Here is a 25,054-nt window from a genome sequence, read left to right as displayed (position 1 = left end):
GGTAAGCTGTCCACATTGCCAATGCTGTTTCTTGCTTCTGGTACTGCTCCATTGTCCACTGTTTGGACTGTTGGTTCTGGTTTGTATTCATCTTTTTGTGCACGAACATTTACAGTTACATTCACGGTATCTTTTGAGTCATCAGGATATGTTACAGTTACGCTACCTGCTTTATCTCCAGGTCCTGTTGTTGTACTTGGAGTTGTTGCCCATGTATAGGTTGTTCCTGCTGGTAATCCATTTTTATTAACACTTGTTCCTGCATCTGGTTTTACATCATAACTCACCGTTTGTTTTTGCCCATTCGGTGTCGCAGTATATTTCGTAGTCATTGATTTGACGGTAATCGTAAATTGTCTTTGACTAGGATTGTCTGCATTATCTGTTACTTGAATAGTTGCAGTATAAGTTTTACTATCTTGTCCAACAGGTAATTTTGTTACTTCTTGAACTCCATTTTTAAATTTAATTGTCTTAGTCGCATTGTCATATACTAAGAAATCTGGTAAGCCCGTTACCGTTGTTGATTTAACACCAGTTCCTCCTGTATTATCAGTAGCTGCAACTTTTATAGAAGGTAATGTTCTATCCAATGCAATTAAATCCCAATTTTGTCTATCACTTGGTGTTGTAATCGTTGGAGCTGTTACGTCTTTTACTTCTAAAGGTATGTCAACTGGATCTGTCGTATTATCTAAATAAGTAACAGTCGCTTTAATCGTTTGAGTTCCTGCATTTGCTGTACTAATCGTTCCAGCAGTAACGGATTTAACCTTACTATTACCGTTATTACTAATAGCAACTGCTGCTTTTAAGTCATTATTTGTAACCGGAACATTTTGATTTCTAACGATTTTATTTCCTGTAGGAGCATATTCATCGCTTAACTTACGAACACTTACAGTTACATTCACAGTATCTTTTGAAGTATCTGGATAAGTGACTTCTACTACCCCAGATTTGTTACCAGGGCTTGATGTATCTGGTTTTGTTTTCCAAGCATATGTTGTCCCTGATGGTAATCCTGTTTTATTGATACTTGCTTCTGCACTTGGTTCCTCTTTATAGCTGACTGTTTGTGTTTGAGAATTTGCAGTTGCTGTATATTTGAACGTTTGTGGCTTCCATACAAAACGAACACGTCCTGGTGCTCCATTGTCATTCGCATGACCTACATGTTCATAGTTCGTATTTCCAGCGGGATCTTCGGTGTATAAATAACGCGTGATTGATTTTTCACCGGCAAATGGTTGATTATTAATATTCCCACTCACCGTAATTGTTGCTGGTTGTGCATCTGAACCTGTAGTTTCAGATTTAATCTTAGTTGCTGTTAGATATAAGCCATCTGGGCTTCCTCCACCTAAATAGCTATTATCTTCTTGTCCTAGTCCCTGTCTATTATCTGCGGCAAATGCTAAGTAAACTTTTGAAACTTTTCCATTATTATCTTTTGCTTTTAAAGTGATATTATTATTCTCATGTGAATATACATAAACTTCTTGATTACCAGGATTATCATAAGGAATCTCTACTGTCGGTCTAATATTATCAACAATTTCAACTGGAATATCCACTGTTTTCATCACTGTATTTCCACGAAGAATTTCAACTTGCTTATGATGAACCGTTGGTTTTGAAGTGTCTACAGTAGAGCCACCTTTCCAACGAATCGTTAAATCATTCGCAGGTGCAGTTCCATTTGAAAGAGTAATATAACTTCTAGCATCACCTAGTTCACCACTTTGATGTTGATTAATACGTTTATCTTGTTTTCCTACGAAATCTAGTACCGTATACGGTGTAGTAACATCTTTAACGGTTCCATTTTGATAAGTTACCGTAACAACAGCATTTCCAGTTCCCGGTTGTTGTAAATTAAATGGTGTTTTCCATGTTACATCAACAGTTGATGGAAGTTCATTTCCTGTTTTTGACTTCACAAGATTTCTAGGATTTTTATAGAAATCTTGTGGATCTCCGTATAATGCCGTAATATTTTGATGTTTTGCTATAGGCTCATTCTGTGCATTTGTTTGAATTGTTTTAGGTGCAAATCCATCTTTAAAGTGAATCGTCATTGTTGCACCATCAGCTGAAACTTCAGCATGATCATAGTCAATGTGAACTGCTCTATTGACTACTCCTGGGTGTGCAGCCTCAAACTTTTTAATTAAAGCTGTTTTTTCGGTTTCCGTTAAATGGCGGACATCATCTACATAAGTTGGTGTTGCCAAATCATTAACCGTATTACGCTCACTTTGAGCTTTTACATGAAATGTATAAGTAATACTATTTTCCGGGTTCTTTCTTCCTGCCGCAATAGTTACTCTATAATCACCCGGTTCAACAGCTTCTCCCGTTTTATCATAACGCCCAAGCCAACCTCTTATAACCGCTTTAACTTCTGGATTATTAACAGGCCATACACCAGATGTGATATCCTGAAAGTCTTCCTTTCCAGTACGAGGATTTTTATAAGCAACTCTCAATGTTATACCTTTAAGCTTATCTAAACCACTAATAACACCTACAGTTTTTAAATAATATGGTGATTTATCTTCCTTACCTCTATTTTCTCCATATTCATACTTATATAAAGGTTCTCCTGGACCTCTTTGACCTAAAACTCTCATAAATGAGTATATCTCATCAGAATTATAATACGTCAAATCAGTTCTAGTTTCATTAACTAACCCAGCTTCTCCTCTTCCATGCTGATTTTGCGTAGGTAAAAAGTATACCGCCCTAAATCTACTCTCACCATTCCCATTAATCGGTTGTCCATTTCGTGGATCACGTTTACCAGAATGAGCTCTTGTCATGCGATTGGCTACTTTATTTCGAAGACGTGTGACTTCTTTAAGGAGCGACTCTACCTCGCCCTCCCTGTTACTATCCTCAGAACGTTTTTCAGCTGTTTTAACTAATTCTTTCTCAGTATCGCTGAACTCATAATTTATTTGATTAGCTAAACTGTAAATTTCATTTACAGTTTCTGTTACTTTTGCTATTTTTTCTTTGCTTAAATCTGATTTCTCTTCTTTTTGAGGCTCAGCTTTTTCTCTAGACTCTGAGGCTTTTTCTTTTTCAGGTTTATCCTCTAATTTTTCAAAAGATTCTTTAAGAGCTTTCTCTTCTTTATCTACCTCTTCTTGACTTACTTTCGGACTTTCCATCAGTTGTTGTGCGCGCGACAAAGAAAGATTCAATTTCTCTACTGAATCTATAGTTTTTTTGCTTAAGTCTATATTCTTAATTTTTTCTATTAATTCGATTAAAGATTGTTTATTAACCTCTGTTTTAGCTACATCCTCTTTTTTATCGAGCTCATCAGATTTTTTTGATAATGGAGAAGTGACTCCCAAATTAATCTCATTATCTTCCTGCTTAATTACTTCCTCTTTAGGTGTTTTACCTTTATCCCTATCATCTCCATCTTCTGCCGAGTTCATTGATGTAACAACTGAAGATGCCACTTCATCTGCTCTGACAACTTGTGTTTGTTGCAATCCTATTGCACCAGTTGCTAAAAAAAGAGTACAGCCAAAAAGAAAATGCTTCCCTTTTTTTACCATTCTCCAATTCTTTTGATTTATTCCTTTACGATTAAATAACATAACAGAAACCCCTTAATAAAGCATTAATTAATACAGTTCATTATATCAAATTATTCAAAATTACTCTACCCTTTTCTTCCATATTTTATTTTAATGGATTGAATCTAGAGTGGTACACTGCTACTTCTAAAATATTGCTAGAAATTTATTTGAATTTCCCAATCAGTTTATTCATATTTTATTTCATTCCACTATAATTCTGTAGAGGTTCTAGTATTGATACCGAAGCAGAGTCACAAAGTATTAATTAAATATATTTTTAAGTATAACTTAACATTACTCAAACCCACTATGAATACATTAAATTTATAAAATGTAAACTAGGTCCCCACTCCCAAATCTCTCCTCTAAAGAAACACCTTTTTACGTATATCTCTTAGCATAATTCTTGAAAAATTCTATACTATTTATCGATTTAATACTTTATGAAATATTCAGAACCTAGATTGTCAAATTAAGTTAGATTTTTCATGTAACTCAGAAAAACTTGGCATGGTATTTGATAATTCAAAGACTTTCTAGGAATTCTATTTCTTTTATCAGCTTAGCTGATAAATAATTTTGAGAAATATTAGTAAAATCCATTTGTTTCGGTAGTCTATTTCGTCTTAATAAGCCATTAGAATGTTCATTGAGACCTCGTTGACTAGGACATCCTAGGTACGCAATGAAAATATCAATGTCATGTTCTAAGACAAGTGTCACAACGTTATTCAGAATATAGCCTGATAGAGTAACCAACAGATGTACTTTGAATCCTCAGAACCAAAGGTACTTAGAGGAATTGTAACCAATGTCGCCTAGTTCATGGAAAATACATGCTCAATGATTACGAACAGGTTGACAAAATGATAATGAAAAACTATCGATGATGACAATGCTATTTTGAGAAAGTTGAGTATTCATGGCTTGCCGAATGATTTGAACTAACCAAATCAACTGTCTTAACTATCGATTAAATCGGCTTCTTTCAGGGAGACACCCACAAGGAAAGAGTTGGCATATCCGATAGAAATGACGAAGATGATTTAATGCCTAGTTCAGTCTGTAAAATAAGCAAAACTAATAGAGACTGATCTGAAACCTTAGACAAGCTGATATTGTTACGATGTTTGTAAGATCCGGGACATTGTTCACTATATAGCTGAAGACAAATTTTGATAATTGTTTCAAAGTCCATTGCAAGTGATGAGATTTACCTGTATATTGTAAGTCGCTCATTGGGGCTAACCTCCTGTTTGTTTCGACACTTACAGTGTAGTCCTTTTGAGCTTTTTATTGTATTTTGAAAGTAAATAGCACTACGAGTACAATTTATTAAAATCAATTATTGGCTTGTTGTTATGGCATTCAAATTAACAACTTGAGGTTTGGGGATTCCCCAAAATTCAAATCACCCCAAAAAGTACATACACTTTGTGTATACAAATTTTGGGGGTGATTTTAGGAGTGTGTGTATACAGACTCTGAGCTCGCAAAGTCATATTATGAGAAATCTATCCCCTTCGATAAAATAATCCAAAAAATCAATTTGACTGTCATTTGTGTGTACAAATATTTTAAAAAGATATATAAAAACATCCCAAAAGTTAGATTTTTCTGTCTAACTTTTAGGGTGCAGTTCAATTTAACCGCGATTCCTTATTTTAAAATCCTCATATGTCTTTCTTTTTTATGGTTAGCATCATAGTATTCCAGCATCGCATGATACAAACGAGCCTTCGTTTTATCTTGTTGTTTAATTCCATGAAGAAATAATTCTGCTCGCTTTAATTTCAGTATGTATTCGCATATCTGATCGAAATCCTTATCCATATTACTTTTGAAAATAAACATCTTTTTCCTCCATCACGTCAACTATTTTTTGCATCATAATAGACATATCCATTTTATTTTCATAGCTTATTCTCCCAACTACAGTTGCAAGACGGGCTATAGAATTGATATTCTTTCCGACTTGTTCCAACTCTTCTGTTAAAGGAACTAAACTTTCAGAGGTTATCAGAAGGTTATCACAAAGCTATTCGAGCTTAAAAATCGACAAAAAAGAGTTTGGGACAAAAAGATTTTTATTTCAGGAATTCTTTATTATAAGTTTTAAAAATCGATAGATTAGACAAAAAAAGCGAACAAGACAAAATTCTGAGTGTCAGATACCTCGTTTTGTTCGCTTTTTATATTTAAGGTTAGACTTTTGTCCCAGACTCTTTGAAATATTGATATAATCGTATTGATTAACGTTTTGAGGCAACTGACCTCGTCAGGTTGCAGCCACATTTGTAAGCGACTAAAGTCACCACAACTGTGTCAATTGCACCAATTTATCAAGAAAGTACAAAAAAGAACACCCCGAAAGGTGCTCTTTGTAAGTATAGTAATTCTTTCGAATTAACGTTTACTAAATTGTGATGCTTTACGAGCTTTCTTAAGACCTGGTTTCTTACGTTCAACTTTACGTGAGTCACGTGTAAGAAGTCCTGCACGTTTCAATGAATCGCGGAAGTCTGGGTCTACTTGAAGAAGGGCACGAGCGATACCGTGACGGATAGCTCCTGATTGACCAGCGTATCCACCACCTACAACGTTAACGAAAACGTCGTATGAACCTACAGTTGAAGTAACTGCGAACGGTTGGTTGATGACAAGACGAAGGTCAGCGTGTGGGATGTACTCTTCAACATCTTTTTTGTTAACAGTGATTTTACCAGTTCCTGGAACAAGGCGAACGCGTGCAACAGCGTTTTTACGACGTCCAGTACCTGCATATTGTGCTTGTGACATACTTTATTGTTCCTTTCCTTAGATAAGTCCTGAAATGTCAAGAACTTCTGGTTGTTGTGCAGCGTGAGTGTGCTCAGCTCCAACAAATACTTTCAACTTCATACCTTGAGCGCGTCCAAGAGTATTGTGTGGAAGCATACCTTTAACTGATTTCTCAATCAAACGTACTGCATTTTTAGAACGAAGTTCACCTGCAGAGATTTGTTTCAATCCACCTGGGTGGTTTGAGTGAGTGTAGTAGATTTTATCAGTTGCTTTTTTACCAGTCAATTTAACTTTTTCAGCATTGATAACAATTACAAAGTCACCTGTATCAGTGTGTGGTGTAAATGTTGGTTTGTTTTTTCCGCGAAGTACGCTAGCAACTACTGCAGAAAGACGTCCAAGTGGTACATCAGTTGCGTCAACTACGTACCATTTACGTTCAACTTGGCCTGGTTTAGCCATAAATGTTGTTTTGTTCATGATTTCTCCTATATATAGTTCGATTTTTGTTTACGGTGATGGGTGTTCCTTCCCATCGAAAAGTATTTGGAAGGTTCCGGGGCCTTTCAAATGGGGTAAACAATACCGCCTACTATAATACCAAATTTCACCCCTAAAAGTCAATAGATATGAAAAATATTTTTCTGAATTCCACTCTTTTTATCTCTAAAAAACCTCGCTTTCGCGAGGCTCTTCTATTTATAAGATAAGGCACGTTTAAAGGTTTTCCAAGGACCTAAATCATCTGTTTGCAGAACGAGACTAGCATACATACGTCCGATAAAGACTGTTGCAGTTACTGCAAAAGCAATCGTAATAGCAAGCGAAATCCAAGCTTCTAACCCATTTGCATAGCCATTAATAGCTCTAAACGGCATGAAGAAAGTCGAAATAAAGGGAATATATGAACCAACCTTCAAGATGAGATTGTCACCAGCTGCACCTAGAGCTGTCACTCCAAAAAAACCACCTATAATCAAAATCATCAAAGGCGACAAGGCTTTTCCTGAGTCCTCAGGACGAGAAACCATAGAACCTAGGAAGGCTGCTAAAACAACGTACATAAAGAGGCTAACCAAGACAAACAATAAGGTGTTGAGCGAGAAAGCCTCTCCTATATGGTTTAAAATACCAGATTGTGCCAAGATTGGTAGGTCTTTAAAGAGAAGAATGGCAGCAAGTCCACCCACGACGTAAATGCCAATATGGGTCAAAATCACAAGAAGCAGAGCCAGCATGCGAGCGTAGAAATAATGACTAGCTCGGATACTAGAGAAGACCACCTCCATGATTTTGGTTCCTTTCTCGCTAGCCACTTCCTGAGCAGTGACACTAGCATAGGTAATCAAAATCATATAAAGGAAGAAACCAAGCCCTGCGGCCGCAATGGTTTGAACAATTTTTTTGTTTTCCTTAGATTCATCAATCTTCTCAGTAAAATCAACGGTTTGACTCAGGCGTTTTTCCTGTTCTTGAGACAAATTAGCTGCCGAACGATTGAGTTGGTATTGCAGTTCATTTAGTCTATTGGTTACAGCTAGTTTGATGCCACTTTCAAGAGAGGTTTCACCATGATAGACGGCCTTGATGACGCTGTCCTCTTGGTCGACGGTTAGGTAACCCTTGATTTTCTCATCCTTGATAGCAGTTTGGGCACTGGCTTCATCCTTATAATCAAAGTTGATACCATTAGTACCCTTGAGCCCTTCTTCCACAGATGGCACTGTTGTTACTACTGCTATCTTGCTATTCTTGGCCATAGAAGACCCTTGGAGGTAGCCAATTCCTACAGATAAGGCTAAAAAGAGGAACGGCGAAATCACCATAAAGAAGAAACTCCATGACTTAACATGTCGAAGATAGGTTTCCTTCATTACAACCCACATATTTCTCATACTTCCACCCCTGATTCTAGTTTAAAGATTTCATCAATTGTTGGCGCTTGCTGGTCAAAGGTTGCGATGTATTGCCCCTGAGTCAAGATTGGGAAGAGTTCCCTTCCAGCGCTCTCATCCTCTAAGATCAATTTCCAACTGCCTTGTTTGGTCAAACTCACCTGTTTGACATGAGGAAGATTTTCCAATTCTTCCTTACTTCGTTCACTTGAAACAAAGAGACGCGTTTTCCCGTATTGATTACGGACATCCTGGACCGGTCCATGCAAGACCACACGGCCATCTCGGATCATGAGAATATCGTCACAAAGCTCCTCGACGTTGGTCATGACATGGTCAGAAAAGATAATGGTTGCCCCACGTTCTTTTTCTTGAAAAATGACTTGCTTGAGCAATTCTGTATTGACCGGGTCCAATCCACTGAAAGGCTCATCCAAGATAATCAAGTCTGGTTCATGAATCAGAGTAATGATGAGCTGAATCTTCTGCTGATTTCCTTTTGACAGACTCTTGATTTTATCAGTCAGTTTCCCTTTCACTTCCAACCTCTTCATCCATTGAGGGAGTTTTTCCTTGATTTCCTTAGCATCCATACCTTTTAGAGTCGCCAAGTAACGAACTTGTTCAAGGACTGTCAATTTAGGCATGAGACTGCGTTCTTCAGGCAGATAGCCAATCCGAGTGTAGGTCTCCTGACGAATATCCTGACCATCCAGACTAATTTCTCCTTGATATTCTAAAAACTTCAAAATACTGTGGAAAATCGTTGTCTTCCCAGCACCATTTTTTCCGACTAGTCCCAAAATACGACCTGGTCGCGCTTGAAAGTCAATACCAAACAAAACTTGCTTGGATCCAAAACTTTTCTCTAGACTTCTTACTTCTAGCATCTTTCACCTCCGAAATGTCTTGCACTCATTATACTCCTTTTTGATAGCCTTTACAATGATTTCTGTCCATTTTTGTCATCCTCATTTTAGTAAAAAATCTTAGAGTACTTTGAGTTATGAGTACATTATACACTGCTAAACTCCAATTTATCTTCTCTGTTCCTCAACTGTCTATTTTTGATCCTGAATTGTTATTTAAAAAGCAAAAATCCACCCCGAAGGATGGATTGATACTTTAACGCACTTCTGCATTGACTTTTTCTTCGAGAGACGCTTGGATTTTTTCCATATAGCGTGCGACTTCTTCGTCCGTTAAGCTGTCTTCTGGATTTTGGAAAGTCAAGCTATAAGCCATTGACTTCATACCAAGTCCCAATTTCTCACCTGAGAAGACGTCAAAGAGTTTGATATCTGTCAAACGTTTCACGCCGGCAGCTTGGATCGCGTCCACAACTTCTTGGTGAGTGACTTCTGCCTTGAGGAGAAGGGCAACGTCACGGCTGACTGCTGGGAATTTAGTAATTTCTACAAATGGAGCAGCTGGTTGAAGGGCATCTTCGATGGCTGAAAGGTTGAGCTCAGCCACATACGTTTCTGGAATATCGTAAGCCTTAGCAGTGACTGGATGCACTTGACCAAGGAAACCAAGAACTTGGTCACCGAGTGAAATGACTGCTGTACGACCTGGATGAAGGCTAGCAATTTCAGATGTTGCTGTATAAGTTACTTGGAGTCCCAAACGAGCAAATAGGGCTTCAAGGATTCCCTTAGCATAGAAGAAATCAATTGGAACTGCTACTGTTTGGAAATCTTTTTCTGCAACCAAGCCTGTCAAGGCAAAGGCAAAGCTATTAATCTCATTTGGAAGTTCTTCTTTTGGATTGCCAGTTTGTTCAAAAACTTTACCAATCTCATAAAGGGCCAAGTTTTTATTCTTACGAGCTACGTTATAAGCCACCGTATCAAGGATACCAGAAATCATATTTTGACGGAGGACAGAACGATCCACTGTCATTGGCCACATAAGTTCCGTAAGGTTACTTGGTTGAGCCGTAAACTCAACTGCTTTTTCAGGAGTTGTTAGAGCGTAGGTGATGATTTCTGTCAAACCTGCCCCTTCAGCAATGGTACGAACCTGACGGCGAAGTTTTTGTGTCGCAGTCAATTCACCTGCTGTACCATCGTCTTTTGGTAGACTAGTTGGCAAGCGGTCATAACCATAGATACGAGCGATTTCTTCAAAGAGATCTGCTTCAATAGTGATATCCCAACGGCGACGTGGGACACTGACTGTAAAGCTAGCTGCATTTCCAGAAAGGCCAAAACCAAGACGACGGAAGACGTCTTCTACATCAGCATAAGAAAGCTCTGTACCAAGGACACGGTTAACATCAGCAAGAGTTGAAGAAACTTCCACATCAGAGGTATCAAGTTCACCCGCTGAAACGATACCCTTACGCACAGTCGCACCTGCAAGCTCTGCAATCATGCTAGCTGCCGCATCAAGAGCTTCGTTAACAGTTGCCACATTAATCCCTTTTTCAAAGCGAGAAGATGACTCAGAACGAAGGTTAAGACGACCACTTGTCTTACGGATAGATTTGCCATTGAAAACAGCAGCTTCAAGGACAACACGACTAGATTTTTCAGAGATTTCTGTTGCTTGCCCCCCCATGACACCGGCAAGGGCTACTGGCTTGTCAGCGACAGTAATGACTAGGTCATTCACGTCCAAGTCACGTTCTTCACCATCTAAAGTCACCAATTTTTCACCAGCACGCGCTTCACGCACACGGATGTCAGTCCCTTCAAAGGTATCCAAGTCAAAGGCGTGCATTGGTTGACCAAAGTAGAGCAGGATGTAGTTGGTCACGTCCACTACGTTATTAATAGGACGGATGCCTTCGTTCATGAGAAGGTTTTGCAACCATTGTGGACTTGGTGCGATAGTCACATTGTCCAAGATACGAGCCGCATAGTAAGGAGCCTTGTCTGTTTCAATGCCTACAGAAAGTGCATCTGTAGCGGCTTCGTTTGTTTCTGTTAGAGTAAATTCTTTAAAGTTGACTGCCTTGTCATAGATGGCTGCCACTTCATGAGCCACTCCACGCATAGAAAGAGCGTCCGCACGGTTGGGGGTGATTGAAAGTTCGATGATTTCATCATCCAAGTCTAGATATGAGAAAACTTCCTCACCTGGAACGGCATTTTCTGGCAAGATTTGGATGCCATCTGCGAATTCCTTTGGCACAACTGAGTCAGAAATTCCCAATTCACCAAGTGAACAGATCATTCCAAGTGACTCAAGACCGCGGATTTTCCCTTTTTTGATCTTGTAATTGTCAGCGATGCGAGCTCCTGGAAGAGCCACCATAACCTTGATACCAGCACGCACATTCGGTGCACCACAGACGATTTGACGGGCTTCTTCTTCGCCAACGTTAACCTGACAAACATGGAGGTGAGTTTCTGGCACATCTTCGCAAGACAAGACCTCACCGACGACAATTTTTGAGAGACCAGCAGCAGGTGATTCCACACCTTCGACCTCGATCCCTGTGGTTGACATTTTTTCAGCCAACTCTTGTGATGGCACAGCAATGTCCACCAATTCTTTTAACCATTTATAAGATACAAGCATAATTTAGTTTTCCAGAATGACAGTTGTCACTCTAGTTATTTTCCTTTCCTATCATTTCAATAGAAGAATCATCTTCTTACCTTAATTTCTTTTTCAGTAACCAATCTGTATCTACTTTTTGACCAACCATAAAATGATGTTGGCTAAATTTTTCAAAACCATATCGATTATAAAATGCTTGAGCTTTTGTATTATGCTCCCAAACACCTAACCAAGCCCAAGAAAAACTATTTTTTGTAGCAAGTTCAAGAGCGAATCCAAACAATTGCTTACCTAGTCCAAATCCTTGGAATTTTTGTAGCACATAGAGGCGTTGAATTTCAAAAGCATCCTCTAATTCTCTCTCAGTCTGAGCACTTCCCCAGTTGACTTTGAGAAAACCAGCTATCTCCTCTTCATGCATAATGAAATAGGTTTCGGATTCTGGATTTTCCAACTCAGTTGACAAAACTCTCAGACTATAAGACTCTTCAAAGTATTCCTGTAACTGCTCTTCCGTATTATCATGAGCAAATGTTTCACTAAAGGTTTGTTTGGCAATTTTGGACAACACCCCAACATCTGCCTTTTCTACTTTTCTAATCATTATTTAAACTGTTCTGAGAAGCGGACATCTCCTTGGTAGAATCCACGGATATCGTTGATTCCGTAACGGAGCATAGCTACACGCTCTTGACCAAGACCAAAGGCAAATCCAGAGTAAACTGTCGCATCGATACCACTCATTTCAAGGACACGTGGGTGAACCATACCGGCCCCCATAATTTCGATCCAACCTGTTTTCTTACATACGTTACAGCCTTCTCCACCACACTTGAAGCAAGAAACATCCACCTCAACAGATGGCTCTGTGAATGGGAAGTAAGATGGACGCAGACGGATCTGACGCTCTTCACCGAACATTTTTTGCACAATCAATTGAAGTGTTCCTTGAAGGTCTGCCATAGAGATATTTTTCCCAACAACCAAACCTTCGATTTGGTGGAATTGGTGACTGTGAGTCGCATCGTCCGTATCACGACGGAACACACGCCCTGGCGAGATCATCTTCAAAGGACCTTTAGAAAAATCATGGGCATCCATAGCACGCGCCTGAACTGGAGACGTGTGGGTACGGAGCAAGATTTCTTCAGTGATATAGAAAGTATCCTGCATATCGCGAGCTGGGTGGTCTTTGGGAAGGTTCATACGCTCAAAGTTATAGTAGTCTTGCTCCACTTCAAAACCATCCACGACTTGGTAACCCATACCGATGAAGATATCTTCGATTTCTTCACTGGTTTGTGTGAGGACGTGGCGGTGACCAGTCGCAACTGGACGACCTGGAAGGGTCACATCGATACTCTCACTTGCTAATTGAGCTGCGACTTTCTTTTCTTCCAATAGTTTAGCTGTTTCTTCAAAGGCTGCTGTCAAGACATCACGAGCTTCATTGACGTGTTTCCCGATAATCGGACGCATCTCAGCAGAGACATCTTTCATCCCTTTGAGGATTTCAGTAAGTGAACCCTTTTTCCCAAGGACAGAAACACGCAAATCTTGCATCTCTTTTTTATTTTCAGCAGTAATCTGCTTCAAGCTAGCCAGCGTTTCTTCACGAAGCGCTTTTAATTGTTCTTCAATAGTTGACATAATTCCTCCATCAGTCTCTCGTAGATAAAAAGAAAACCACATGCCAAAAACTCCACTCGGAGCGTTGACACGCGGTACCATCCGTTTTTATCTGACAAGTCAGACCTTCATTTCTAAATCCATGCACAAGTGAATTCACCCAGCTTTCATATAGAGAGCTTGCAGTCACGGCTCTCCTCCCTGATATACTTCCCTTGAGTTACTAGTCTTGCAGATTTCTATTCAATTACTATATAGTTTATCAGATTTTGAGTTAAAAAACAAGTTAGATTAGACTAATTTCAATACAAAACTCGTTCCTTTTTCTGTTGCTCCATTTTCCACAAATCCAAGCGACTTGAAACACCTCCTAGAAGCATGATTGTAGGTGTAGATTTCCTTGACTCTCAATTCTTTCCATCCTTTTACTCGAGCCAATTCAATCAAAGCACTTAGAATCTTTTTCCCAAGTCCTCGATGTTGGTAAGCGGAATTCCCAATCACAATGGGGAGATTATCCTGAGATAGTGTAACATCCCCAATTGGAAACCATTCTCCCTTCTCCTTGACTTCAATCCAAAAAAGCTCACCATGCTGATCCAAATGGGAATACATAGCTTCCAAAGTTTCTTGACTATAAGGTCTCTTCACACCATCTACGAGGTGAACCAAGTTCACATCCTGATACCAAGCAAAAGCTTCTTCACAATGATTGACCTTATAATAAGGAACAAGACGCAGTGCATTATCTATTTGTAAAATCCGTTTCATCTGCTTTCCTTTTCAACAAAAGAGTTGCTGCTTGATTAAAACCATCACACCAGTTATACCATTTTGCTTCATACTCATCTTGAGCTAAGATATGATTTTTTAAATCCAGAACAGAGTAAATTTTTCTTTCTTCGCAGGCTTGCGCATAGAGATGATATAGTTCATCACCACCATCTCTATCAAACTCAGCAGAAATCGTATCCCGACCTGCCAATAAAGCCTGATAAGCCCTGTGATGCCCATCTGTAATCAACAAGCAATCTCCAAAGGCAAGAATACTGATTGGATCGACTTGGATTCTTTCTGCCGACTGGTAAAGCATCTGAATATCTTGCAACTTCTTTTCTGATAAGTATAGTTGAGTCGGATGAAGATCTGCTATATTGACTTTCATTTCTTTCTCCTCAAGGGAATTTGATACTCACTTCTGCTTGCCTTTAAATCGCCATTGGAAGCGTAGCTTGTCATAGAAGGGAAACTCGATAAACAAGACTCCCAAGCCCACACAGAGACTGGCAAGAACGTCTGATGGATAATGAACTCCCAGATAGACCCTTGATACCAACACACTGACTAGGTAGAGGCCAAGGACGATTTGTACGATTTTTCTCCAGACCCGATCTTTAATCCGTTGACTGAGAATGACAATCAGAAAACCTACCATCAAGGTTACAGCCAGAGAATGACCACTTGGGAAGGAAAATCCCTTCTCCTCAACCAAGTGTAAGATAGCTGGCCGTGGGCGCTGGTAGATGTTTTTAAAAGTCACGATTAAAAGACCGGCCAAAGCCAGATTTCCCAGCATGAAGAAACTTTCTATCTTCCACCGCTTACGATAAAAGACAAAAGCTGTAATGACAACCCAAGTGATAATCACCGGGATATCAATCAAGCGTGTGATAGCTCGGAAAAGAATAGTCAAATAATCTGGCAAGTCTCCTCGAACGGCAGTCTGAATCGGTTGGTCAAAACCGACCAGCGTTTCAGGGTAAAATTTGACCATGTAGCCAAGAATAACGAAAAGTAAAAGGGCAAAACTGCCCTTCATTAAAAATGTTTGTTTATCTCTCATAATGTTTTAAGGTTGGTTTCAAGAGAACATACAACAACCAGAATGAAACGGAAAAGATTACACCCTCAATCAAGTTAAAAGGTAATACCATGGTCATTAGGTAGTTGGAAAGTCCCAAAATTTTTCCAATATCAAAGTTAGCAAACTTAGCGTACAAAGGAACAGCGTAAACATAGTTAAGAACCAACATAGCCACGGTTAAACCAATAGTCCCAGCTAGAGAGCCTAGTAGGAAACGAAGAGTTGTCCGTTCCTTTTTCCAAATCAAAGCAAATACGATGACAAAAACTCCCAAAGCTACGATATTCATCGGCAAACCAATGTAAGTATTCACTCCTTGACTATTAAGAAGCAATTTCAAGAGTGAGCGAAGCAAGAGAATTCCTAGAGCAGCAGGCAAATCCATGACCACCAGACCCACAAGGACTGGCAAGATACTAAATTCGATCTTGAGGAAGGACGCCGCTGGCAAAAGCGGAAAGTCAAAGTACATCAGCACAAATGAGATGGCTGATAGAATCGCAATGGTCGAAAGTCGACGTGTGTTTGTCATAACAGGTTCCTCCAATTTTCTATAAAATCAGAAGAAGTTAGAAAGGATTCCCCTATCTATTCTCACTTTTTATACCCCAAAAGTTCCCTCGCACTCTATTGAGCAAACGGTTACAATTTAGCTATAAATCTATCAGAACAGACAAAGCTATTCTTTCGTCTTCTCCCATCCAGACTATACTGTCGGTTGTGGAATCTCACCACATCAGCTTGCGCTCGCGGACTTCTTTAAAGAGAAGGAAAAGATCATTTCCTAGTTAAAGTCACCGCCGGTCGGGAATCACACCCTGCCCTGAAGACTCTTTTATCATAACAAAAAACGCTTGCAAGCGCAAGCATTTTGTTCATTTTCATTTTTTATTTCAATTTATCTGCTTCATATGTATGAACGAGCTCAAGACCTGCAAAGTTCTGCTGGCGGAGGGCTTCGTAGACAATCATGCAGACGGTATTAGACACATTGAGACTGCGGACATGTTCATCATTCATAGGAATACGGAGAGCTTTCTCAGGATGTTCTCGCATAAAGTCCTCAGGCAAGCCCTTATCTTCACGTCCAAAGAGAAAATAATGGCCTTCGTTAGTCGATAAATCCACCTCAGAATAGACTTTTTCCGCGAATTTAGAAATCAGATAGAGTTTTCCCTTCATCTGAGACATGAAATCCTCCAAACTCTCGTAAAAATAAATCTCTAGCTTATCCCAATAATCCAATCCAGCTCGCTTCATCTTGCGGTCGTCAATAGGAAAGCCCATTGGCTTGATGATGTGGAGGGGAGAATTGGTCGCAGCGCAAGTACGCGCGATATTGCCTGTATTTTGTGGAATTTGAGGTTCAAATAATACAATGTGATTTGTCATGACTTGCTTCCTTTCACCATTGCAAAAAAATAGCCACACTGCCCGGAGTCAAGCTCAGCAAACAGCGTGGTTAAGGCATCGTTAACTTACCTCACAACAGGTTTGAAGTAAATCAGCGAAACTACTTTCTTAGTATAACACTTTCAGAATCATTGTCAATAGAAACGACTTGATTTTTTCAATTTTTTCAAGCTATTTCCAAGGGTTTCTAGGGGAAAATTCTTAAATATCTGCAAAAATTGCTTACTCTTTTATACCTATCTGTGGACTGGGAATGATGATATTATGACCTCGTTATCTCAAATACTGCTGTATGAATCCACTCATTATGAATTTGTAAGTCATTTTCTATAACCCTACTAAAGGTGAAGCCATTTTTTAAAAGCACCCTCTGAGAGGCTAGATTACCTGTTGCCGTTCCTGCAATGATTCTATTGAAACCATAAGTCGTGAAGGCTTTTTCTAAAACGAGTTTAACCGCTTCGCTGGCATAACCTAAATTGCTAACATTTTCCCCAATCCTATACCCAAGCTCTGCTGTTTTTCGATTATTCTCTAAAACACTTAAATTAATTCTTCCGACCATAACGCCTTGCGAATCTCTGATAAGATGCATGTAGACATCCCGATTCTCTTGTTCCCTTAACAACTCCCTCGTAATTTCTTTAAAACCTTCTAAATCAAAATAGTTAGCTGGTCTAGGAGATAAATTTCGTTCAAAATACTCTCGATTTTCTTTTTCAAAAGAATAGACGTCTAAACTATTTTCTTCAGACAACAGCTCTAAACTGATCATTACAAATCCTCTCCCATCATTATCTACATTCAAATTTTCTCATGTTTAAACAAAGTGAAATTAACACGATTTAAATTAAGTACTTTTACTATTTTATATCGTCTCTACATTATGACACTGAACTTAGTTGAAAATGATTATATTTGAATAACTTTGATTTTGTAGTGTAAATTCTACTATAAAGTATTCAAACTAATTCATATTTTGTCAAAAAGTTTCAAGCATACAATTGTTAACTTTATTTCTCATACAATCTATCAATAAAAAGTTATAGAATAATTTCTCTTTACTTATCTAATGAAAACTTTGACAATACTATTTCCAAGGGTTGTAAAATCGTCCTTGATTCTGCAAGATAAGTAGTAAACTAGCTACTAAAAACAATGCTGCCAAGAGCAAGGTAAGATAATCTCCTTTTTTCAAGGCCTGATAACTATACCAAGTGCGCTTTTTCTCTTTTCCAAAGCGGCGAAGTTCCATGGCGGTCGCAATGGTATCAATGCGTTCTAGCGAGCTAAAAATCAAGGGAGTGATAATGCGCAGATTGCCTTTGATTCGTTGCATAAGAGAAGCTTTCTTGGATAATTCCATCCCACGCGCCTCCTGAGACATCTTGATAGTAAAGAATTCTTCCTGCAAATCTGGAATATAGCGCAAGGTCAGACTGACAGAATAGGTAATCTTATAAGGCACACCGATTTGATTTAAACTGGAAGCAAACTGACTAGGGTGGGTTGTCATCAAAAAGATAATAGCCAGAGGAATGGTGCAAAGGTACTTAATGGCCAGATTTAGCAGATAAAAGAGCTCTTGACTGGTCAGAGTGTAGGCACCGATTCCCTGCCAAATCACACTTCTCTCTCCGTAAAGTCCAACCCCATACTCGGGAGAAAAGAGATAGACCATCAAAACGTTTAAAACGGCAAATACCGTCGCAAAAACTGCTACAAAGGAAACATCTTTAAAACGGATTTCTGACAAATAGAGGAGAAATACCGAAAAGATGGCAATCAGAACAAGCAGTCTGGTATCATAGCTAATCATGGCCGCCAATGACACGAGAATGAAAAAGAGGAGTTTCCCAGCTCCTGACAAGCGATGAATCACAGTATCTCTATGCTGGTAACCGATTAATTTAGCTTGCATCCTTCTCTCCTTTCTTTGTAAAATGCCGTTAAAGCAAGTGGATCCACGTCTAGTTTCTTGGCCAAGTTGAAGATTGAAGTTTCTTTTAGATTGGCTTTTACTAACAGCTCAGGATTGCTCAACAGACTAGCTGGATCAGTATCGGCAATCAATTCTCCATCCACCATGACAAGAGCTCGGTCTGAATAATCCAGCATCAATTGCATATCATGAGTAATCATGACAATGGTATGCCCTTTTTGATGTAACTCTTCGAGAAATTCCATAATCTCAGTATAGTTCTTCTGGTCTTGACCTGCTGTCGGTTCATCTAGGAGGATAATTTCAGCCCCTAAGACCAAAATCGATGCAATAGTCACACGTTTTTTCTGACCAAATGACAGGGCAGAAATGGGCCAATTACGGAATTCATAGAGACCACAGATTTTCAAGGTTTCATAGACTCTCGTTTCAATTTCCTTCTCGTCCACACCTCGCAAACGAAGTCCCAGAGCTACCTCATCAAAAATCATGCTGGTCGAAATCATTTGATTGGGATTTTGTAGCACATAGCCTACTCGTCCCGCCCGCTCTGCAACAGAATCTCCTTTTATATCCTGTCCTTCCCAAAGATAGCGACCTTCAGTCTGGATAAAGCTACTTAAAGCCTTGGCTAGAGTTGACTTCCCTGCACCATTTTTTCCAACAATGGCAATCTTTTCACCTTTTTTAATATCCAGATGAATGGATTTCAAAATCGGTCTATCATCATAAGAAAAAGATACATCCTCTAGTCTAAAGAGTGACTGCAATTCTGGGGTTTCTTTTACCAGTTCCGTCCGCAACTGAACCTGACCTTTTGAGATAGACAAGTTATCCAGATCTGCTAATTGTTCTTCCTTGACTAAATCCACACCCAATTGACGGAGAGTGGTCAGATAAAGGGGTTCTCGAATTCCATTTTGTGTCAATAAATCAGTCGCTAGTAACTGATCAGGACCCCCATTAAAGAGGATACGACCATCGTTTATCAAGACAATCCGATCGACAGGGCGATGCAGAACATCCTCCAAACGGTGCTCAATAATAAGGGTCGTCGTCCCCTCTTCCTTATGAATCTGGTCAATCAATTCGATAATATCCTGACCTGACTTGGGATCCAGATTGGCGAGTGGCTCATCAAACAAGAGAATCGGACTTTCATCAATCAAAACACCAGCCAGACTAACCCGTTGCTTTTGTCCACCTGACAAATCCTGAGGACGCTGATTCAGTAAAGAAATAAGGTCCAACTTTTCTGCCCATTTATGAACACGATTTTTCATCTCATCTAGAGCTGTCACATCATTTTCCAGAGCAAAAGCCAAATCTTCTGCCACGGACAGACCGATAAACTGCCCATCTGTATCCTGCAAAACTGTACTGACCAGATGAGATTTATCATAGATGCTCATATCAAAGGCTGCTTGTCCTTTGATCAAAAATTCTCCAGATGTCTGACCCTTGTAAATATTTGGAATAATCCCATTCAAACACTGACCCAAGGTAGACTTGCCTGACCCAGATGGCCCAACAATTAAAACTTTCTCTCCCTTATAAATAGTTAAGTCCACTCCTTGCAAGGTCGGTTCTTGTTGCGTTTCATACTGGAAAGAGAAATCCTTCCACTCAATTATAGCTTCTTTCATCTTACTCTCTTCATTCGCTTCTTAGACTTCTATTTTATCATAAACTAACTCCTTCTTACAGTCTCTTCTCGTAAAATCTTAGCGTCAAAAAGAGTCCTATCCTAGCTTGCTTGCCTAACTAATCAATAAACATCAAAAAAGACCGGTTGTCCAGCCTTTTCCCTTATATTAATCCTTTTTCAAACTTCCTGAACGAGTCTGTGTACGTGAATAAGCTAGCAAGAGAAGGGTACCTGCGATAGCTACAGTTACAGCATTAGCAATTCCCGCAACAATCCCTTGGGCAAATACTTTTTCTGCTGCTTCTTGATAAATCACAACATCTCCAAGTGGTGCCAAGACACCCCAAACAAGAGCATTTGCAACAATCTGAATGAGGTTAAAGAAGACAATATCCTTCAACTCAAAAACACCCTGTGTTACTCGAATGTATTTTCTAAAGAGTCCGACGGCTAGACCAAAGAGACCACTAGCAATAATCCAAGTCCACCAAAGACCGTAGCCAGCAAGAGAGTCCTTCACTGCATGACCAATTAAACCAACAAGTAATCCCACTAGAGGGCCAAAAATGATAGACAAGAGGCTCTGTACCGCATACTGAAGCTGGATGCTTGTATTTGGAACAGGTGTCGGAATGCTGATCATCCCAATGACAACAAAGAGCGCAGCTCCAACACCGATAGCAACAACTTGTTTAATTGATTGATTTTTCATCTATATTCTCCTATTTTATGATTCTATTTTCTTTATTTCAATGGTCCAAGATGAACCGACACCCACATTATAGGCCTTAGCAAAGGAACCTTGGTTGATAGCCAGACCTAAACGATAGAGGGAGTTGATGTAAAGGATGGGTTGCCCAATTCTCACATCTGCAAATGATTTGCCATAAACAACTTGATTTTGATAGACCAGCATATCAGCGTGATAGATAGTCACTTCAAAACGGTCACCGAATGCGGGTTCCAGCTTGTAAAATTCTTCTCGCGTGATCGAGGTCCAAAGCGAACCAAAACGCACATCCAGAACATCAATAGCTCCCTTCACCAGATGATCTTCTATGATGGTCTCTACGACTGGAAGCTCCACAATCTGATCTACACTGAGCTCTGGCCCCACTTCCTCAAAACTAATGTGACCGCTGGCTAGTTTAGCACCAGTATAAGCATAAACATCACGACCGTGGAAGGTATAAGAATGCTCTGTATTTTGACGTCTATTGGCCACTTCAGAAATCTCACGAATAGCTACAATGCCAACGTGTTTCTTGATAAAAGAAAGCGTCCCATTATCTGGCGTGACAATGTATTGATTTTTTGCAGTCTTGGCAACCACACTCTTACGTTTCGAGCCGACACCTGGATCGACCACCGATACAAATGTCGTTCCCTCAGGCCAGTAATCCACCGTCTGAAAGAGACGGTAACTCCCCTCAAAAATATTATAAGGCGTGATATCGTGCGTCAAATGATGAATTTTTAAGGTTGGAGACTCTTCTAAAGCCACTCCAATCATAGCCGATACCGCACCATCAACCAGACCAAAGTCTGATTGTAATACCAGTAAATTATTATTCATTTTATCTCCTTGTGTATCCTTTATCATACCATATTTTCTAGAAAGTAGCTAATAGCTATTTCAATTGATTAGGGTATAGTTTTACCTTATAGCAAATTTCCTACTAAAAACTCTGGTGATTAGCTAGTAGGTGCATTTTTTCTTGAAAAAGGGTATGATAGTTACATAATGAAGAAGTAGGTTTTATTATGAAAATTATCCTTGTCGGAGGGGGAAAAGTTGGTTCTGCCCTCTGTCGCTCCTTGGTTGCAGAAAAGCATGATGTTTTGCTGATTGAGCAAGACGAATCTGTCCTCAATCATATTGTCAATCGCTTTGATATCATAGGCATCCTTGGTAACGGGGCCGATTTTACCATCCTTGAGCAAGCCAGCGTCCAGGATTGTGATATCTTTATCGCCCTGACTGAATACGATGAAGTGAACATGATTGCAGCCGTTCTAGCAAAAAAAATGGGAGCTAAAGAGACCATCGTTCGGGTGCGGAACCCTGAATATTCTAACTCTTATTTCAAGGAAAAGAATATTCTCGGTTTTTCTCTTATCGTTAATCCTGAGCTCTTGGCTGCCCGTGCTATTGCTAATATCATTGACTTCCCCAACGCCCTCTCTGTCGAACGTTTCTTTGGTGGACGGGTCAGCTTGATGGAATTCGCTGTTAAATCCTCCAGTGGTCTTTGCCAAATGCCCATTTCTGATTTTCGGAAAAAATTTGGCAATGTCATTGTCTGTGCGATAGAAAGGGAACATCAAATTATCATTCCAAGCGGTGACATGACTGTACAGGATAAAGATAGAATCTTTGTCACTGGTAACCGTGTTGACATGATGCTCTTCCATAATTATTTCAAGTCTCGTGCCGTGAAGAGTCTTCTTATTGTTGGAGCTGGTAGAATTGCCTATTATCTACTAGGTATCCTCAAAGACAGTCGTATCGATACCAAGGTTATTGAAATCAATCCTGAAATCGCTAGCTTCTTTAGCGAGAAATTCCCAAACCTCTACATCGTTCAAGGAGATGGTACCGTAAAAGATATCCTGCTGGAAGAAAGTGCTCAAAACTATGATGCCGTTGCGACTCTAACAGGGGTCGATGAGGAAAATCTGATTACCTCTATGTTCCTTGACAGGGTAGGTGTACAGAAAAATATTACTAAGGTCAATCGTACCAGTCTCCTCGAGATTATCAATGCGCCTGATTTTTCAAGTATCATCACACCTAAAAGCATCGCTGTAGATACGATTATGCACTTTATTCGTGGTCGGGTTAATGCCCAGTATTCAGACCTTCAGGCCATGCACCATCTAGCCAATGGCCAAATCGAAACCCTGCAATTCCATATCAAGGAAGCCAATAAAATGACTGCCAAACCTCTTTCTCAACTCAAACTGAAAAAAGGGGTTCTTATTGCAGCTATCATTCGAAAGGGCAAGACTATTTTCCCTACTGGAGAGGATATGCTGGAAGTCGGAGACAAGCTCCTAGTAACAACCTTGTTGCCAAACATCACCAAGATTTATGACTTGATCGCGAGGTAAGAAATGAATAAAAGTATGATTCGTTACCTCCTTTCAAAATTACTTTTGATTGAAGCTGTTCTTCTTTTGGTTCCTGTAGCTGTTGCTATCTATTACCGTGAATCGAGCCAAGTCTTTACAGCCCTCTTTACAACGATTGGGATTCTCGTATTACTAGGCGGTTCAGGAATTTTACAAAAGCCAAAAAATCAACGGATTTATGCCAAGGAGGGAGTCTTGATTGTTGCCCTCTGTTGGATCCTTTGGTCCTTCTTTGGTGGTCTCCCCTTTGTTTTTGCTAGGCAAATTCCCAGCGTTATCGATGCCTTTTTTGAGATCAGTTCTGGCTTTACAACTACTGGAGCAACTATTCTGAATGACGTTTCAGTTCTCAGTCGTTCCCTCCTCTTCTGGCGAAGTTTTACCCACTTGATTGGAGGGATGGGGGTGCTTGTTTTTGCGCTTGCTATTATGGATAATGCCAAGAATAGCCACCTAGAGGTGATGAAGGCTGAGGTTCCTGGCCCTGTTTTTGGCAAGGTTGTATCCAAACTCAAAAATACTGCCCAGATTCTCTATCTCCTTTATCTAGCTCTCTTCTCCCTCTTTGTCATCATCTATTATCTGGCTGGTATGCCCCTATTTGATAGTTTTATCATCGCTATGGGTACTGCGGGTACAGGAGGTTTTACAGTCTATAACGACGGGATTGCCCACTATGGTAGCTCACTGATTACCTATCTGGTTAGTATCGGAGTTTTGGTTTTTGGGGTAAATTTCAATCTCTACTACTACCTTATGCTCCGTCGCGTCAAGGCCTTCTTTGGAGATGAAGAACTTCGAGCTTACTTGGTCATTGTTCTGGTTTCTACAGGCTTGATTAGCCTTAATACCCTCTATCTCTACCCAGGATTTTCCAAGAGCTTTGAAATGGCCTTCTTCCAGGTTTCCAATATTATTACGACGACTGGTTTTGGATATGGAGACATTACCAATTGGCCCCTCTTCTCCCAGTTTATCCTCCTCTTCCTCATGGGAATCGGTGGTTCTGCTGGTTCAACCGCAGGTGGACTCAAGGTTATTCGAGGTCTCATCCTTTCAAAAATTGCCAAAAACCAAATTTTGTCAATCCTATCGCCCCACCGTGTTTTGACCCTCCATGTTAATAAAACGGTAATTGACAAAGATACCCAACATAAGATTCTCAAGTACTTTGTCATCTATTCTATGATTTTGCTATCCCTTATCTTTATTGTCAGCCTAGATAGCAATGATTTTCTGGTTGTAACCAGTGCTGTCTTTAGCTGTTTCAATAACATCGGGCCTATTCTAGGAACGACATCTAGTTTCTCAATCTTTAGTCCTATCTCAAAAATTCTCCTCTCCTTTGCAATGATTGCAGGGCGTTTGGAGATTTACCCAATCTTACTTCTCTTTATGAAGAGAACTTGGTCTAAAAGATAAAATACAACCACACCTTGTATCTAACAAAGTGTGGTGTTTTTATTTTTAAATACTCCTCGCAACTCAACAAGTATCTTTGAATCTCGGTCAGATATTTTAGTGCCTGACTTATACTCAATGAAAATCAAAAAGCAAACTAGGAAGCTAGCCGCGGGTTGCTCAAAGCACCGCTTTGAGATTGCAGATAAAACTGACGTGCTTTGAAGA

General features: G+C 39.7%; 21 protein-coding genes, 1 pseudogene and 1 riboswitch. Of the genes and pseudogenes, 2 read left to right on the top strand and 20 right to left on the bottom strand.

The genetic code is table 11. The features are described from left to right. The 20 genes and pseudogenes from MK480_RS03195 to MK480_RS03100 all read right to left on the bottom strand — a co-directional run. Window positions 1–3,620: Rib/alpha-like domain-containing protein (locus MK480_RS03195; protein WP_268707176.1), on the bottom strand; the 3,620-nt coding region annotated here is incomplete at its 3' end. A 454-nt stretch (window positions 3,621–4,074) separates the two neighbouring features. Then, window positions 4,075–4,841 (bottom strand): annotated as a pseudogene (locus tag MK480_RS03190) (transposase). Window positions 4,842–5,261: 420 nt separating this feature from the next. After that, the gene (locus MK480_RS03185) at window positions 5,262–5,456 is read right to left on the bottom strand and encodes a hypothetical protein (RefSeq protein WP_000469564.1); all 195 of its coding nucleotides are present in this window, start codon (window positions 5,454–5,456) and stop codon (window positions 5,262–5,264) included. Between the two features lie 552 nt (window positions 5,457–6,008). Further along, on the bottom strand, window positions 6,009–6,401 hold the full coding sequence (gene rpsI, locus MK480_RS03180; RefSeq protein ID WP_000075973.1) for a 30S ribosomal protein S9: 393 nt from the start codon (window positions 6,399–6,401) through the stop codon (window positions 6,009–6,011). A gap of 18 nt (window positions 6,402–6,419) precedes the next feature. Then, a complete protein-coding gene (rplM, locus tag MK480_RS03175; protein ID WP_001044624.1) occupies window positions 6,420–6,866 on the bottom strand; it encodes a 50S ribosomal protein L13 in 447 nt (148 codons plus the stop codon). Between the two features lie 215 nt (window positions 6,867–7,081). Further along, window positions 7,082–8,281 carry an ABC transporter permease gene (locus tag MK480_RS03170; RefSeq protein ID WP_268707175.1) on the bottom strand — a complete coding sequence of 400 codons (1,200 nt, stop codon included), beginning with the start codon at window positions 8,279–8,281 and terminating at the stop codon, window positions 7,082–7,084. Then, window positions 8,278–9,171 carry an ABC transporter ATP-binding protein gene (locus MK480_RS03165; protein WP_261265883.1) on the bottom strand — a complete coding sequence of 298 codons (894 nt, stop codon included), beginning with the start codon at window positions 9,169–9,171 and terminating at the stop codon, window positions 8,278–8,280. Before MK480_RS03165 ends, MK480_RS03170 begins: the two co-directional genes overlap by 4 nt. Before the next feature lie 235 nt (window positions 9,172–9,406). Beyond that, complete coding sequence (pheT, locus tag MK480_RS03160; RefSeq protein ID WP_268707174.1) at window positions 9,407–11,812, bottom strand: phenylalanine--tRNA ligase subunit beta; 2,406 nt, start codon at window positions 11,810–11,812, stop codon at window positions 9,407–9,409. Between the two features lie 76 nt (window positions 11,813–11,888). Beyond that, window positions 11,889–12,398 carry a GNAT family N-acetyltransferase gene (locus tag MK480_RS03155; RefSeq protein WP_000619938.1) on the bottom strand — a complete coding sequence of 170 codons (510 nt, stop codon included), beginning with the start codon at window positions 12,396–12,398 and terminating at the stop codon, window positions 11,889–11,891. Further along, on the bottom strand, window positions 12,398–13,444 hold the full coding sequence (gene pheS, locus MK480_RS03150; RefSeq protein ID WP_031237702.1) for a phenylalanine--tRNA ligase subunit alpha: 1,047 nt from the start codon (window positions 13,442–13,444) through the stop codon (window positions 12,398–12,400). Before pheS ends, MK480_RS03155 begins: the two co-directional genes overlap by 1 nt. Before the next feature lie 270 nt (window positions 13,445–13,714). After that, the gene (locus MK480_RS03145) at window positions 13,715–14,164 is read right to left on the bottom strand and encodes a GNAT family N-acetyltransferase (protein ID WP_192855497.1); all 450 of its coding nucleotides are present in this window, start codon (window positions 14,162–14,164) and stop codon (window positions 13,715–13,717) included. A 4-nt stretch (window positions 14,165–14,168) separates the two neighbouring features. Beyond that, window positions 14,169–14,588: a chromosome partitioning protein ParB gene (locus MK480_RS03140; RefSeq protein WP_261012167.1), complete on the bottom strand. Its 420-nt coding sequence runs from the start codon at window positions 14,586–14,588 to the stop codon at window positions 14,169–14,171. 27 nt (window positions 14,589–14,615) lie between these two features. Further along, window positions 14,616–15,266, bottom strand: a complete 651-nt coding sequence (locus tag MK480_RS03135; protein WP_268707173.1) for a phosphatase PAP2 family protein — start codon at window positions 15,264–15,266, stop codon at window positions 14,616–14,618. Continuing rightward, window positions 15,256–15,819, bottom strand: coding sequence for an ECF transporter S component (locus MK480_RS03130; RefSeq protein ID WP_000185823.1), 564 nt, complete (start codon window positions 15,817–15,819; stop codon window positions 15,256–15,258). Before MK480_RS03130 ends, MK480_RS03135 begins: the two co-directional genes overlap by 11 nt. A gap of 153 nt (window positions 15,820–15,972) precedes the next feature. Then, window positions 15,973–16,122, bottom strand: a riboswitch (FMN riboswitch). Between the two features lie 53 nt (window positions 16,123–16,175). Then, on the bottom strand, window positions 16,176–16,679 hold the full coding sequence (locus MK480_RS03125; protein WP_153199641.1) for a tRNA (cytidine(34)-2'-O)-methyltransferase: 504 nt from the start codon (window positions 16,677–16,679) through the stop codon (window positions 16,176–16,178). 283 nt (window positions 16,680–16,962) lie between these two features. Next, entirely contained in the window at window positions 16,963–17,475 is a 513-nt protein-coding gene (locus tag MK480_RS03120) for a GNAT family N-acetyltransferase (protein WP_261069663.1), read from the bottom strand. Window positions 17,476–17,790: 315 nt separating this feature from the next. Further along, on the bottom strand, window positions 17,791–18,621 hold the full coding sequence (locus tag MK480_RS03115; protein WP_261069588.1) for an energy-coupling factor transporter transmembrane component T family protein: 831 nt from the start codon (window positions 18,619–18,621) through the stop codon (window positions 17,791–17,793). After that, window positions 18,606–20,288, bottom strand: coding sequence for an ABC transporter ATP-binding protein (locus MK480_RS03110; protein WP_261126540.1), 1,683 nt, complete (start codon window positions 20,286–20,288; stop codon window positions 18,606–18,608). The genes MK480_RS03115 and MK480_RS03110 overlap by 16 nt, the downstream gene beginning before the upstream one ends. A gap of 168 nt (window positions 20,289–20,456) precedes the next feature. Further along, window positions 20,457–21,002 (bottom strand): ECF-type riboflavin transporter substrate-binding protein, encoded by a 546-nt coding sequence (locus tag MK480_RS03105; protein WP_033689391.1) that lies wholly within the window; start codon window positions 21,000–21,002, stop codon window positions 20,457–20,459. Window positions 21,003–21,017: 15 nt separating this feature from the next. After that, window positions 21,018–21,866 (bottom strand): SAM hydrolase/SAM-dependent halogenase family protein, encoded by an 849-nt coding sequence (locus MK480_RS03100; protein WP_045612295.1) that lies wholly within the window; start codon window positions 21,864–21,866, stop codon window positions 21,018–21,020. A 188-nt stretch (window positions 21,867–22,054) separates the two neighbouring features. On the opposite strand from MK480_RS03100, the gene trkA reads away from it, so the two are divergent. Continuing rightward, complete coding sequence (gene trkA, locus MK480_RS03095; RefSeq protein ID WP_153210756.1) at window positions 22,055–23,404, top strand: Trk system potassium transporter TrkA; 1,350 nt, start codon at window positions 22,055–22,057, stop codon at window positions 23,402–23,404. Window positions 23,405–23,407: 3 nt separating this feature from the next. Continuing rightward, window positions 23,408–24,847, top strand: a complete 1,440-nt coding sequence (locus tag MK480_RS03090) for a TrkH family potassium uptake protein (RefSeq protein ID WP_084888201.1) — start codon at window positions 23,408–23,410, stop codon at window positions 24,845–24,847. Window positions 24,848–25,054 lie beyond the last annotated feature (207 nt).

It is taken from the genome of Streptococcus mitis (genome assembly GCF_026782895.1).
GTDB classification, from domain to species: domain Bacteria; phylum Bacillota; class Bacilli; order Lactobacillales; family Streptococcaceae; genus Streptococcus; species Streptococcus mitis_CB.
The sequence above is the reverse complement of the archived record's forward strand: the minus strand, read 5'-3'. Positions and strand labels throughout refer to the sequence as shown.

What these genes read in the sequence shown, in the direction of transcription:
- MK480_RS03185 (WP_000469564.1), bottom strand. Translation starts at nt 5,456, where the DNA reads ATGTTTATTTTCAAAAGTAATATGGATAAGGATTTCGATCAGATATGC.
- rpsI (WP_000075973.1), bottom strand. Translation starts at nt 6,401, where the DNA reads ATGTCACAAGCACAATATGCAGGTACTGGACGTCGTAAAAACGCTGTT.
- rplM (WP_001044624.1), bottom strand. Translation starts at nt 6,866, where the DNA reads ATGAACAAAACAACATTTATGGCTAAACCAGGCCAAGTTGAACGTAAA.
- MK480_RS03170 (WP_268707175.1), bottom strand. Translation starts at nt 8,281, where the DNA reads ATGAGAAATATGTGGGTTGTAATGAAGGAAACCTATCTTCGACATGTT.
- MK480_RS03165 (WP_261265883.1), bottom strand. Translation starts at nt 9,171, where the DNA reads ATGCTAGAAGTAAGAAGTCTAGAGAAAAGTTTTGGATCCAAGCAAGTT.
- pheT (WP_268707174.1), bottom strand. Translation starts at nt 11,812, where the DNA reads ATGCTTGTATCTTATAAATGGTTAAAAGAATTGGTGGACATTGCTGTG.
- MK480_RS03155 (WP_000619938.1), bottom strand. Translation starts at nt 12,398, where the DNA reads ATGATTAGAAAAGTAGAAAAGGCAGATGTTGGGGTGTTGTCCAAAATT.
- pheS (WP_031237702.1), bottom strand. Translation starts at nt 13,444, where the DNA reads ATGTCAACTATTGAAGAACAATTAAAAGCGCTTCGTGAAGAAACGCTG.
- MK480_RS03140 (WP_261012167.1), bottom strand. Translation starts at nt 14,588, where the DNA reads ATGAAAGTCAATATAGCAGATCTTCATCCGACTCAACTATACTTATCA.
- MK480_RS03135 (WP_268707173.1), bottom strand. Translation starts at nt 15,266, where the DNA reads ATGAGAGATAAACAAACATTTTTAATGAAGGGCAGTTTTGCCCTTTTA.
- MK480_RS03130 (WP_000185823.1), bottom strand. Translation starts at nt 15,819, where the DNA reads ATGACAAACACACGTCGACTTTCGACCATTGCGATTCTATCAGCCATC.
- MK480_RS03125 (WP_153199641.1), bottom strand. Translation starts at nt 16,679, where the DNA reads ATGACAAATCACATTGTATTATTTGAACCTCAAATTCCACAAAATACA.
- MK480_RS03120 (WP_261069663.1), bottom strand. Translation starts at nt 17,475, where the DNA reads ATGATCAGTTTAGAGCTGTTGTCTGAAGAAAATAGTTTAGACGTCTAT.
- MK480_RS03115 (WP_261069588.1), bottom strand. Translation starts at nt 18,621, where the DNA reads ATGCAAGCTAAATTAATCGGTTACCAGCATAGAGATACTGTGATTCAT.
- MK480_RS03110 (WP_261126540.1), bottom strand. Translation starts at nt 20,288, where the DNA reads ATGAAAGAAGCTATAATTGAGTGGAAGGATTTCTCTTTCCAGTATGAA.
- MK480_RS03105 (WP_033689391.1), bottom strand. Translation starts at nt 21,002, where the DNA reads ATGAAAAATCAATCAATTAAACAAGTTGTTGCTATCGGTGTTGGAGCT.
- MK480_RS03100 (WP_045612295.1), bottom strand. Translation starts at nt 21,866, where the DNA reads ATGAATAATAATTTACTGGTATTACAATCAGACTTTGGTCTGGTTGAT.
- trkA (WP_153210756.1), top strand. Translation starts at nt 22,055, where the DNA reads ATGAAAATTATCCTTGTCGGAGGGGGAAAAGTTGGTTCTGCCCTCTGT.
- MK480_RS03090 (WP_084888201.1), top strand. Translation starts at nt 23,408, where the DNA reads ATGAATAAAAGTATGATTCGTTACCTCCTTTCAAAATTACTTTTGATT.